This window comes from Sphingobacterium sp. WOUb80 (assembly GCF_050058145.1).
Lineage (GTDB): Bacteria > Bacteroidota > Bacteroidia > Sphingobacteriales > Sphingobacteriaceae > Sphingobacterium.
Genome location: NZ_CP165617.1, coordinates 2,769,856 through 2,782,415, shown reverse-complemented (window position 1 = coordinate 2,782,415; position 12,560 = coordinate 2,769,856). Strand labels below are relative to the sequence as shown.

12 protein-coding genes are annotated in these 12,560 nt (G+C 38.4%); 5 read left to right on the top strand and 7 right to left on the bottom strand.

The features are described 5' to 3' along the window. The first annotated feature begins 94 nt into the window (after positions 1 to 94). The gene (locus AB1Z56_RS11800; protein ID WP_075993394.1) at positions 95 to 400 is read left to right on the top strand and encodes an FtsB family cell division protein; all 306 of its coding nucleotides are present in this window, start codon (positions 95 to 97) and stop codon (positions 398 to 400) included. A gap of 85 nt (positions 401 to 485) precedes the next feature. On the opposite strand, the gene AB1Z56_RS11795 is transcribed toward AB1Z56_RS11800, so the two are convergent. Further along, on the bottom strand, positions 486 to 1,196 hold the full coding sequence (locus tag AB1Z56_RS11795; protein ID WP_309363293.1) for a DUF4397 domain-containing protein: 711 nt from the start codon (positions 1,194 to 1,196) through the stop codon (positions 486 to 488). 330 nt (positions 1,197 to 1,526) lie between these two features. Here AB1Z56_RS11795 and AB1Z56_RS11790 point away from each other — a divergent pair, with 330 nt between their 5' ends. After that, positions 1,527 to 1,895, top strand: a complete 369-nt coding sequence (locus AB1Z56_RS11790) for a YkvA family protein (protein WP_205400911.1) — start codon at positions 1,527 to 1,529, stop codon at positions 1,893 to 1,895. A 54-nt stretch (positions 1,896 to 1,949) separates the two neighbouring features. Here the strand turns inward: AB1Z56_RS11790 and purH are convergent, their stop codons facing one another. The 6 genes from purH to AB1Z56_RS11760 all read right to left on the bottom strand — a co-directional run bounded on the left by purH (position 1,950) and on the right by AB1Z56_RS11760 (position 9,022). Continuing rightward, positions 1,950 to 3,476: a bifunctional phosphoribosylaminoimidazolecarboxamide formyltransferase/IMP cyclohydrolase gene (gene purH, locus AB1Z56_RS11785; RefSeq protein ID WP_426792107.1), complete on the bottom strand. Its 1,527-nt coding sequence runs from the start codon at positions 3,474 to 3,476 to the stop codon at positions 1,950 to 1,952. Between the two features lie 122 nt (positions 3,477 to 3,598). Then, positions 3,599 to 4,237: a uridine kinase family protein gene (locus AB1Z56_RS11780; RefSeq protein WP_075993390.1), complete on the bottom strand. Its 639-nt coding sequence runs from the start codon at positions 4,235 to 4,237 to the stop codon at positions 3,599 to 3,601. Positions 4,238 to 4,269: 32 nt separating this feature from the next. Further along, positions 4,270 to 5,193, bottom strand: coding sequence for a LysM peptidoglycan-binding domain-containing protein (locus AB1Z56_RS11775; RefSeq protein WP_309363299.1), 924 nt, complete (start codon positions 5,191 to 5,193; stop codon positions 4,270 to 4,272). An 11-nt stretch (positions 5,194 to 5,204) separates the two neighbouring features. Further along, positions 5,205 to 5,960 (bottom strand): hypothetical protein, encoded by a 756-nt coding sequence (locus AB1Z56_RS11770; RefSeq protein WP_426792106.1) that lies wholly within the window; start codon positions 5,958 to 5,960, stop codon positions 5,205 to 5,207. A gap of 214 nt (positions 5,961 to 6,174) precedes the next feature. Beyond that, positions 6,175 to 7,764 (bottom strand): OmpP1/FadL family transporter, encoded by a 1,590-nt coding sequence (locus AB1Z56_RS11765; protein WP_309363303.1) that lies wholly within the window; start codon positions 7,762 to 7,764, stop codon positions 6,175 to 6,177. A 70-nt stretch (positions 7,765 to 7,834) separates the two neighbouring features. Continuing rightward, entirely contained in the window at positions 7,835 to 9,022 is a 1,188-nt protein-coding gene (locus tag AB1Z56_RS11760) for a hypothetical protein (protein WP_426792105.1), read from the bottom strand. Positions 9,023 to 9,200: 178 nt separating this feature from the next. Here AB1Z56_RS11760 and proS point away from each other — a divergent pair, with 178 nt between their 5' ends. From proS to agaR, 3 genes are all read left to right on the top strand, one after another. Then, positions 9,201 to 10,673, top strand: a complete 1,473-nt coding sequence (proS, locus tag AB1Z56_RS11755; protein WP_309363306.1) for a proline--tRNA ligase — start codon at positions 9,201 to 9,203, stop codon at positions 10,671 to 10,673. 12 nt (positions 10,674 to 10,685) lie between these two features. Continuing rightward, positions 10,686 to 11,474 carry a GDP-L-fucose synthase gene (locus tag AB1Z56_RS11750; RefSeq protein ID WP_426792104.1) on the top strand — a complete coding sequence of 263 codons (789 nt, stop codon included), beginning with the start codon at positions 10,686 to 10,688 and terminating at the stop codon, positions 11,472 to 11,474. A gap of 220 nt (positions 11,475 to 11,694) precedes the next feature. Further along, complete coding sequence (gene agaR, locus AB1Z56_RS11745; protein ID WP_309363308.1) at positions 11,695 to 12,456, top strand: transcriptional repressor AgaR; 762 nt, start codon at positions 11,695 to 11,697, stop codon at positions 12,454 to 12,456. The last annotated feature ends 104 nt before the right edge of the window (positions 12,457 to 12,560 follow it).

Below are 12,560 nucleotides of genomic sequence, written 5' to 3'. Positions count from 1 at the left end.
GACTTTGAACATATTATTCCATATCTTTAATTAAAGAAGTTCAACTTTTGAAGAAAATATCCTAAGTATAAAAGCTAAATAGTATTTTTGTCTTATGCAACGATTGTGGTCTTTAATAAGAAATAAGTATTTGTTAGCCGCTTTGGCTTTTCTCGTGTGGATGTTGTTTTTTGATCGAAATGACTTTGCCACGCAGTATAGTTATCAAAAGCAGAAAGCGAATTTGGAAAGTGAACGCTCCTTCTACCTGAAGGAGAATGCCGCCATCATTAAGACAATTAACGATATTCGATCAAATCCGCAAGAAGTGCAACGTATTGCTCGTGAGAAGTATAAGATGAAAAAAGATAATGAAGATATTTATGTGATTACTAAAGTAGCAGCTAAAGAGAATCATTAAGATCCACGGTATTGACTAAAAATAAAACAACGGCCATCATGTTTACATGACGGCCGTTGTTATAAAGTATATAGATATGGGTATTTTAATTTGCGGCTTGCGCTACTAAACCAATGTATAATGGTTTCTTTTCATCATTAGCTTTGCCTATGAGTATTAATGAATAATAATAGCCTTCAACCAATTTAATGTCGCTGCGTGTTGCGATTGTTTTCCCCGCTTTATCACGAGCTGTTACAGTGAATGTGCCACTTTTTTGAGCGATAAAGCCCTGATGGGCACTTGCCGAATTCTGAGTTTCCTTTGCTCTATTTGTCCATTCTGATGGGGAAGCCTGATCGCCTATTTTTAGGCTAACCATATCTGTGCCTTCAGCAAAATTAAAGAAGCGTAAACCGGTCTCCGTATTTTTGATGTCCTTATTGATTCGATCTGTCGTGATTACCTGAACTGGTTTGGCTTTTGTCCCAAATAAAAAGGATGTATAGATGGTGCTATCTTTGATAGTAATTGTAGTATCCGTCAAAATACTGTTATATTCGGCGGAAACAGCTATTTTTCTAGCCCCAGTAAATAAGCCTACTTGCGCATAACTTTTGAATCCCAGTGGATAATTGGGGTTTTGAAGCGAACCTCCGTCTGCGAAATATATAACTGCATTCGCATCAGTATATCCATTGACCATGGTAAGCAATGCAGCAGGAATTGGCTGGTCATCGTTATCTTTTAGACAGCTTGTTAGAAAGAAGGCCGCTAAAGCAATAGCAATAAAATTAAATAATCTATAGTTTTTCATAACCGTGTAATATTAAAATCTGTTTTTGTGACTCACATTGCGCTTGTGTTGTCTATTATACGGAGATGACTGACACTTTGCTACAGCGATTTGTAAAAATAATAAAAATCTATATTCAGACCTCGTTTTTTATTCCGATAGCCTTTGCAAGCCAGTTTTTAAAGATGGTGGTTAATCGGATCGGCAGCAGGTGAAATATGGTTCTTAGGCAAAATTTAATCAGTTTGAGGGAAAGGATTTGCTTATGCTTGATAAACAATCCGATTTTGATGTGCGTTTGGTTGTGCGCGAGGATTTGGATTGTTAAACTAGTAATCCTAATTTTGAGGTATGAACAATAGAATCAAAAGAATTGCGAAAGGAATGTTTGAGCAGTTTAGGCATCGTAAAATTACGGAATCTGAATTTGTACAGGCGGAGGCAAAAGCGAGGAATCTAGGGGGCTATATGGACGACTTCAACGTATTAATTGCGATGTGTAAGGACACAATTACGGGGAAGTATAAAATGGATAAATGGAATTTATCGATTATTATTGGAACGATACTTTATGTGGTTTCGCCGATTGATGCAATTCCTGATTTTATTCTAGTAGGTGGGTGGATAGATGATGTGGCCATTGTTGGTTATGCGATTCGCAAACTTAGCGCTGAGATGGAACAGTATAAGCGTTCAAAGTTTCCTGTAGAAGCGAGATAAATAAAAAAAGCTACTTTAGAAAAGTAGCTTTTTTTATTTATTATTGAAGTTCAACTAATGCTTAAAGTGTCTAACACCTGTTGTTACCATAGAGATTCCTTTTTCATTGGCCATATCAATTGATAACTGGTCTTTGATTGAACCACCAGGTTGCAATACCGCCGCGATACCAGCTTCTGAAGCAATTTCCACACAATCTGGGAAAGGGAAGAAGGCATCCGATGCCATCGCACAGCCTTTAAGGTCAAAACCGAAAGAAATTGCCTTCTCAATAGCTTGTTTCAATGCATCTACACGAGAAGTTTGCCCTACACCTGAAGCTAACAAAGTGCCATTTTTAGCAAATACGATTGTATTTGACTTGGTGTGTTTTACAATTTTGTTCGCAAAATAAAGATCCTCCAGTTGTTCTGCAGTTGGCTGTACTTGTGTTACTGTAACCATTTGTTCAGGTCCTTCAATCGTATTGTCTTTATCTTGAAGAATGACGCCGTTCAATAAAGTTTTGAACTGTTGTTCTGGCAATGTAACCTCTTTACGAACCAAAATAATTCTGTTTTTCTTTGCGGTAAGTATAGCAATCGCTTCTTCAGAATAAGAAGGTGCAATTAATACCTCGAAGAATAATTTGTTAATTTCTTCAGCTGTAGAAGCGTCAACTTGCCCGTTTGTAATTAAAACTCCACCAAAAGCTGAAACCGGGTCACAGGCTAAAGCATCTAACCAAGCTTGTTTGATTGTTGAACGGGAGGCAACTCCACAAGCATTTGTATGTTTTAAGATCGCGAATGTAGGTTCTGTGAACTCATCAATTAAAGCAACTGCAGCGTCAACGTCAACCAAATTATTGTAAGATAACTCTTTACCGTTTAATTTGTCAAACATTTTGTCCAAATCGCCGAAGAAAACTCCTTTTTGATGCGGATTTTCACCATAGCGTAACACCTGCGCTTTTTGCTCAGATTGTTTAAATACCTGAAGTGGATTTTCTTGATTGAAATAGTTAAAGATTGCAGTATCGTAATGCGAGGATGTATTGAATGCACGTTTAGCAAATTCCTTACGTTGTTCCAATGACGTATTACCTTCTTGGTTTGCTAATATTTCTTCCAACGCTTTGTAATCATTTTTGGAAGAGATAATAACGACATCGTTAAAGTTTTTAGCGGCAGCGCGGATCAATGAAATTCCACCGATATCTATTTTCTCGATAATATCTTGTTTCGATGCACCGGAAGCAACAGTTTCTTCAAAAGGGTACAAATCCACAATAACCAAATCGATCTCAGGTATTTCATACTGAGCAAGCTGTTGTTGATCCGACTCAAGCGGGCGGCGAGCCAAAATACCGCCAAATACTTTTGGATGCAATGTTTTTACACGGCCTCCTAAAATAGAAGGGTAGCTGGTGAGGTCTTCAACTGGAACAACATCTATACCTAAATCTTTGATAAATGTTTCTGTTCCACCAGTGGAATAGAAGGTAACACCGTATTTGTTTAATAATTCAACTAAAGGAGCAAGGCCGTCTTTATAATAGACTGAAACCAATGCATTTTTAATCTTTACAGGATGGTTCATTATGATGGATTTGTTTCGTGGCGCAAAGATAGGTATTTAAAATCTTGATACCAATAAATCAAGTACTTTAAATAGAAAGGAGAATCTGTTTATGAGATTCTCCTTTCTACATTGTTTTAATTTTATACCAAATTGAGCTTTAATTTTAGCTCTTCAGAAATTTGATTGGTGATATCCCAGATTGGTTCTGGTTCATCGGTATTGTTAAATATGACCTGATCGCAAGTATCCTGATAAGGAAGTAGGTACTCGTTGTAGGATGGTAGTACATGGTTTATCCATTTGTACATGACATCATCTTCAAAGTAGCCCCGTTCAACCAGATCGCGGTGTAAACGTCTTCTTAATGCAATATCCTGATCAGCGCTTAAAAATATCTTATGATTGATTAAATTATTAATTTCCGTATAATAGAAAATGAATAGACCCTCAATAATTAAAATGGGTGCTGGTTTAATCTCTAGTATTTTGGGCGTTAATGAAGGGTTGTTAAATGTATACTCTTCTTTATATATTGTCTCACCGTTAAAGAGTGCCTTGATATCTTTATAAAAAGCATCTCTGTCGATTGATGTCGGAATATCGAAGTTATAGAGCCTATTTTCCTCCTGGGTTTTAGTATTGGCAGGGATGTAATAATCATCTTGGGAAATTAAGGTTACCTCATTGGGCTTAAAATGTTTTAAAAAACTATTTAAAAAAAAAGTCTTTCCAGAGCCACTACTTCCGGCAATTCCTATGACATACGGTTTGTTATTCATTCTTACTATGCTATAAAAGCTATTTTATTCTGTTAATTTTCTAGAGGTAATCCATACGCAATTTCGACCTGGAAGCGTTTATCAAGTGCGCCTATGCTTGCGGCGGCAGACTTTGACAACACGACAATTGCATTTTGGTTTTCGGCATTATCATTAAATTTACCGACCACTTTAGCGTAAGTAACACTTTTGGTCATTGGGTTGGTAATTTTTAGAATAGTACCTACTGGAGCGCTCTTATGAAGAGCAAGGTTGCTTGTACCCTGGGATGAAAGTCCATCAATCCATACGCCAATTCCACGTTCTGATTTTTCACGTATTCCGTAGCGGTTTGTTGAAATTTGATTTTCTTCTTTATCGTCATCGTCAGTCGAGTCAGGGGTTACAATTTCGATCCCTTTAGGTTCAACTAATTTGGGTCTTTCCGGAGGAAGGGGCTGATTGGGAATCATCAGTTTCATTCCGCCGCCAATAACGTTATTTTTTAAATTGTTCGCTTTTTTGATATCTTCAACAGAGATACTGAATCTTTTCGATATGGCATAAAGCGTCTCTTTTTCACCAACGATATATTCCGTAAAACCTTCTTGCTGTTGCGGGTTACGAGGATTGGGCGTTACCGTATTGCTATGATCATTGGTAATGGCAGATTTCGCTTTTCGACCAGTCGGAATCTTGACAATTTGACCGAGGCTTAATGTTCCATTACCATTTATTTGGGTCAATTGGCCCACCGTTGTTTTATACTTTTTACTTAACTGGTAATAATTGTCTCCTTTTTCAATTTTGAACAACACGTATTCTTCACCATTGATTGCTTCAGTTCCTACTGAATCAGGGATAAAATCAGTACGTAAAGAAGTTGAATTCTTTGCTTCAACTTGTTGAATAGCTAATATCGCGATGGATAGAATAGCTATCTTTTTATATGTTTTTAATTCGAATAAAACTTTCATATATTTTGCAATTATACTAAATACGAAACAAACTCCCGTTTATTATCTGTCAAAAGGAATATTTGTTCGTGAATAAGAAAATAAATGTTGAAGAGCTTTAGTTTCAGCTCGGAAACTGCAATAATAGACTCTGTCAATTTTTCTCTTGTGGATTGCACTAGCCTGATTTGATAACGATTGTTTCTGTCTTTTTCATAGAAAGCCCAAATAAAGTAGTCATTCACCGTATTTATCCAGATTTCGCCATCAATTGGGAAGTCCTTCAAAAAGATGGGTATTTCACCATTGTAGATAATAGGATAGACGAGCATGTTGGCATAAGGTTTAATGGAATTCTCATTTTGGCTTTCAATCGACATCGATTGGAGGTTTAAAAATAATTGGAAGCCTTCTGCTATTACTTTTGGTCTAATAAGCACCCCTTGATCAACCATACCGATGAATATATAGTTGAACCAGGTTTCTTGAAGCTGTGGATTATAGCAATCGATTACCTGTATGCCTGCGTCAATAGGTGAATTATTGGCAATCTTCTTAAGTATTAATTTTTTATTCTGGATTCCACCTAATACCCATTCTTTGGCAATAGCCTTAAAGTCGCGTAGAATGGAAGCTCCTTCAAAAGTGATGACATTAAAATAGGGGAGGGTATCGTCTGGATTTCTGGTCTCTATAGCGATCAATTTATTCTCCGCATCGATTTCTATCCGCCAAATCGGGTATGTGAAAACGAAATTGAATGCTTTTGAAATTGAGTGATTCACCATGTAATTTTTAATCCGAGGGGACAAACTTAGATAAAGTTGCTTTTATATACAAGTATAATTATGAGATAAAGTCGGTTTAAACGGAATTTTTCAATAGGGGGAGGGAATTTTGGCGACGAGATCTTCACGTATTGGTTTTTATCATTTATCTTGATCTGGTTGACGGTGATAAACGGAGAACGTCCAGACTTGCTGGACGTTCTTTTAAAATAAATTAAAATTTAGAACCGATGGTCAAAATAACACTCGTTCTTTGATTTTTGATATCTGCTAGTGGGCTAGATGATTTCCAGTGAGCTTCGTCAATAATATATGGGCTTTCTTTAAAATTTACGGCATTATAAGCACCTGTTAAATCGATGTACATACCGCGACCAAGTTTAGCTCCAACACCTAGTGAAGCTGTATAGTCTGTATAATCAGCATTTTTGTAAGGGTTACCATTGTAGTTGAAACCGGCTCTTCCGCTAAATACATTATTAAATAAAACTTCACCACCGATTCTTGCATTAATTGCACCTTGGTAAGTGTCTTTGATACTTTGATTCATTCTATCTTCTTGCATTTGGTTGTAACCGCCAGCATCTTTATAGCGAATCGCTGCATAATCTACCCACTCCACATCGGCGGTAATCAAACCTCTTGAAAATAATTGGCTCGCCCCTAAGGAAAGGCGGTAGGGAGTATTCATGTTATATTCCCAGGAGCTATTACCTATTTTATCGTTCGTTACAAATTGAGCACGGGCTTCATTTGCATTAGGCAAAAAGTAATTAATTTTAGTGTAATTTTCAGAATCATCCTTGATATTCATAAATGTCGGTGACTTGGCAGTGAACCCCATACTAAAAGTAGGCGTAAACTTATAGATCATACCTAATTTAAAATCAATTCCTGTGCCATCCGTAATCTGATTATAAGTTTCAAATAGCTCGTAATCGTTGTCGAGATATTGATACTCTGGATTTTTTGGGTTTAAAAACACAGACTTGCTATTGTAATCCTTTAATTGTGCTTCGGTCATTGTTTGACCATATTCGGTGAATAAGTTAGCCGTATTATAGCGGAAGCTGGTGAAACCTAGGGATGCACCTAAGTAAAGCTTGTTGCTATAATTTGCTCCAAAGGACAATACAGATTCTGATTTACTGCCTTTTTCATAAATAGAATTGACTTGTTCGTTCCCAGGATACGATCCCATCTTTTTACCAATGGCAATCGGATAGAAATCTTTTGAATTATTTGGGTCGTCATCAACCATAAATGAATTTTGATAGAAGTCCTGTCCCCAACCTCCAGCATTGCCTTCAGCTGCTAAACGATCGGCAAAGGAATGGGTAATAGAATTGTCTGTATTAACGCCTCTATATTCTAGACGGTTATCATATACATAGTTTCTATTATAGGCAATACCTACGTTGAAATTTAACCAGCCTCTATCTAAGTTGCCTCCATTGCGGTAAGTTGGGAGGTGAAAAACAATTCCAGCATTATCTAAGTTGAAATTATTCTTGCTGCTGTTTGAATTTTGACCAAAATAGTCGGTTTTGTTTTTATTATTAAGGTACCTGCCAGTTACTGATACATCAGACTGATTGAAGTAACCCAAACCTGCAGGGTTACTCGTAATCGAACTAATATCCCCACCTAAAGCGGTAGATGCATTTCCCATGGCTTTAAAACGAGCTGTTCCGCCATTGTCCCCTTGGGAAAATAAAAGTACATCTTTCGTATATTGTGCTTGAGTAGTCCCTGCTGCACCTAAAACGAATGCAGTTCCAAAAAGTAGTTTTTTGATTGTCATATGCTGAAATGTCGTCAATAATAATCAGTAGCATACACTATACTGTATGCTACTGTTCAAATGCTTTTAACTATCGAGTACGTCCTCCACCAGATCTTGAGCTACCGCCTCCGGAAGAGCCTCCACCTGATCTTGAGCTGCCACCTCCAGAAAAACCACCACTAGAGCGTGATGATGAACCGCTATCATAGCTTCTTGTTGGAGGGGTATATGTTGGTCTTGACGTTGAGCTCGGGTTGCTAGAACGTGTTTCGATCGAACGGCTCATCGGACGAGATACTTCGCCAGAGCTTGTACGTGATCGCGCACCATTATTATAGTAATCACTTGTACGCCGTGTGCTATTCGGGTAGGAACCATTTACGCGCTCGGATGTTCTTGAACGTGTACCATCTGAATAACCCCTGTTTGATACGCCATCGGAAGTTCTTGTTCTACCTCCAGTTCTATCGTATGAAGAACTACGTGATGATACAGAACCATCAGTATTTCTTGATCTGCTAGCAACGGATGTGATTCTTCCTCTAGAATCACGTGCTACGCCGGTACGGTCATATCCTCCAGAATTTCGAGCAACGCTATTACGGTCGTATCCCCCCGAAGTCCGGCTTCTTGATGATGAACTGCGCGTGTTATAGTTATCCCTATATACAGATCTACTTGAAGCGTAACGTGGATTTGAGTTACCCCAGTAACCACCACCCCAGTAACCGTTTCCATACCAACCAGATCCCCAGTAGCCACCGCCATACCAGCCACCCCAAGGTCTATAGCCTCCATACCAAGGAGATCCCCAGCCCCAGCTAGATCCCCAACCCCATCCGAGACCAATTGACCAAGATGATCCCCAACCAGAGTTCCATCCCCAGCCCATTCCGAATGATGGCCCATATCCGTACCAACCGCCAAAACCATAGCCATACCATGGGTCAAAAAACGGGTCGAAATAGGTCATCCCTGGTGTTGCGTAATAAAAACGGTTGATACGATTGGCATATTCAAGATCTTCATAGGAATCACTGTTGTAATCCTGATCGGAATATTCATCATCGTAGTAACCACCTTGTGCTTGCCCATTTGGTTGGGCTTGATCTGCATCTGTGTAATAATAATCTGGGCTTTGATAAACCTTTTGTCTCGCTTGCCCACTATTGCCATAGACATCGTCGCCATAGATTTGCCTACTCGTACCGCAGGAACCTAGCATGAACGCTCCTGTTATGGCAAGTGCTCCGATAAATAATCTATTTTTTTTCATAATATCCTAAATCCTTATTTTCGATTATACAGCCTTATTTACTATCTTAGACGCAAATTTCTCGACGGGGTTTAATCGAAGTAATCAAAAATACAAATATTTTTTATTGAACGCTTTTCGTATTAGAATTGCAGACGAGATTTAACGTAAGAATGTTACAATAATTTATCAATTTCATATGAGTAAAGGAATAACAAGTCGTGCAGAAGATTATTCGCAATGGTATAATGAGCTTGTGATCAAAGCTGATCTCGCTGAAAATTCAGCTGTACGAGGCTGTATGGTGATCAAACCATACGGATACGCTATCTGGGAAAGAATGCAAGCAATCTTAGACAAAAGATTTAAAGAAACAGGTCATAGCAATGCTTATTTCCCTTTATTCATTCCCAAGTCATTTTTTTCTAAAGAAGCAGCCCACGTTGAAGGGTTTGCTACTGAATGTGCGGTAGTAACACATTATAGATTAAAAAATGATGGCACAGGTAAGATTGTTGTTGACGAGGAGGCGAAACTGGAGGAAGAGTTGATCGTGCGCCCGACGTCCGAAACGATCATATGGAATACCTACCGCGGATGGATTGAGTCTTATCGTGATCTTCCGATCTTAGTGAACCAATGGGCGAACGTGGTGCGCTGGGAAATGCGTACGCGTCTTTTCTTGCGTACAGCTGAGTTTTTATGGCAAGAAGGACACACAGCTCATGCGACTAAAGAGGAAGCTATTGCTGAAACAGAACGTATGCTTGATGTGTATGCGGAGTTTGCTGAGAATATTTTAGCTGTACCCGTTGTACGTGGTAGAAAGACAGAAAACGAACGTTTTGCCGGTGCATTAGATACCTATTGTATTGAAGCATTGATGCAAGATGGGAAAGCGTTACAAGCTGGAACGTCCCATTTTCTAGGACAAAATTTTGCAAAGGCTTTTGATGTGAAGTTTACTTCTAAAGAAGGAAAGCTGGAGCATGTATGGGCAACTTCTTGGGGTGTTTCTACACGTTTGATGGGCGCATTAATTATGGCACACTCGGACGATCAGGGATTGGTATTGCCACCAAAATTGGCGCCAATTCAAGTTGTTATCGTTCCGATTTTTAAGACTGAAGAAGAAAAAGCACAGATTGATGGCTTTGTGAATCAGTTGACAAATGAGTTGAAGGTAAAAGATATCTCTGTGAAATATGACGATCGGGATACACAGCGTCCTGGTTTTAAATTTGCAGAATGGGAATTAAAAGGTGTCCCTGTCCGTGTAGCTGTTGGCGCAAGAGATATGCAAAATGGTACTGTAGAATTGGCGCGTCGCGATACCCAAACAAAAGAAACGGTTGCTCAGGGAGGCTTAGCGGGTACTATTGCACAGTTGCTAGATACAATACAGGAAAATATATACCAAAAAGCTTTAAATTTCAGAACATCTCATTTTACTGAGGTGAATTCATATGAAGAGTTTAAAGAAGTATTGGAAGGAAAGGGTGGATTTATCTCCTGTCACTGGGATGGGACAACAGAAACAGAGAAACGTGTCAAAGAAGAAACAAAAGCAACGATCCGTTGTATTCCTTTGGACGCGAAGGAAGAGGAAGGTATCTGTATCTTTACTGGTAAACCTTCGAATAAACGCGTGCTTTTTGCGAAAGCTTATTAATAGTTTCGTCGTATGAAGATACTCATTTTGGGATGCGGTTGGCTCGCGGAGTTTTTTGCTATCCACATGAAAAATCGAGGCCATGAGGTCTGGGCAAGTACGACAACATCTGAAAAATACCATCGGCTTAAAGCTGATGGTATTTTTTCGTTTATCCTGGACTTTGATTGTGAAAGCTTTCCGGAAAACGCTGATTTACCTGATCAATTTGATTTCGTATTGAATAGTATACCCGCGAGCCAGAAAAATAGTTTAACGGTTATTGAAAACAGATTTTCAAACATCAAATTATTTTTTGATCATATTACATGGGGGAAACAGGTTTTCTTGAGCTCTATTGGGATTTATCCCGACAAAGATGCGGTATTTGATGAGTCCTATGCTGATACGGCAGAGCTTTCATCAAAACTCTTATTCGCGGAAGAGTGTATGTTGGGATTGACTCATACAATAGTTTATCGTTTAGGAGGTCTGTTTGGTAAAAATCGTGTTTTTGCTAAATATTTTTCCGAACGTATCTGTACAACAGGAGAGCAGCGAGCCAATTTTGTTCACATTGACGATGTGGTCAGGCTAGTAGAGGAAGCATCTTGCCGTGTGTTAAAACATACTATTTATAATGTCGTTGCACCCTTACATCCTAAGAAAATGGATGTTATTCTAGCTTCGGCAAAGAAATATGGCTATGCTTTGCCGCTTGCGTTCGAAGCTGAGGATGTGACGCAAAAAATAGTTAGCGGAAAATTACTTCAAGAGGAATTGGGATATCAGTTTATCTCACCTGATCCTTTACAGTTTTAATTTATTTTTATTTTAGAAGAAAAATGAATTTGTGATTATCAAGGTGGAAAAATTAAATAATTTCATTATTTTAACCTCAATTCTACGAAGGGAAATTTAAGTAGAAGGTCATATTTGTTGAAATTTATCGATATAGACTGGTGTTTCCCAGATATCGACATATTCCTTTAAACAAACCGATAATAGATTTAGTATTTTAACAGCTTATTATAATAGAGCCATGACAAATGTAGAGAGACATCAATATATCTTAAAACAATTAAAGGAAGTCGGCGCAGTTCAAGTAATTGATCTATGCGAGGAGTTGGGTGTTTCTTCTGTGACGATTCGGAAGGATTTGACCTTGTTGGAAGATAGCGGATTGTTGTTTAGAACGCATGGCGGGGCAACACAATATAATCCTTATACGACTGACCGTACGGTATTCGAAAAAGAGAAGCTTCGTTCGGATGATAAGAGCAGGATAGGAAAAAAGGCTGCTGAAATGATCGAAGAAAATGACTCAATCATCATTGCTTCAGGAACGACCATGCAGTCGTTGGCAAAGCAGATCGTTCCTAAGGGTAATATTACCGTAGTAACATCGGCATTGAATGTTGCGATGGAATTGATAAAATATCCTTCGGTTGAAATCATGCAGATGGGAGGGACGCTTCGTAAAACGTCTACATCTGTAACCGGAAAATATGCGGAAAATTTATTACAGGATTTTTATTGCAGTAAGTTGTTTTTGGGGGTAGATGGGATTGATCTGGAATACGGCGTATCAACTTCGAGTGCCCAGGAAGCACAATTAAATCGCATTATGATCGATACAGCGCAAAAAGTTGTTGTACTGGCAGACTCTTCTAAATTTGGACGTCGAAGTTTCGGACGAATTTGTGGTTTTGATAAAATTGATGTGCTTATTACCGACGATAAAGTAAATACCAGCTTTGTAGAATCGTTGGAAAAAGCTGGGGTCAACGTTATTGTTGTTTAACACGGCTTAACTAAAAATCAAAGCGGAGCTGCTTATTTTTATCATAAAAAATGTCCCCAAAAGAGTGTTTAACTTTTTGGGGACATTCTTTTATGGATAGCTTT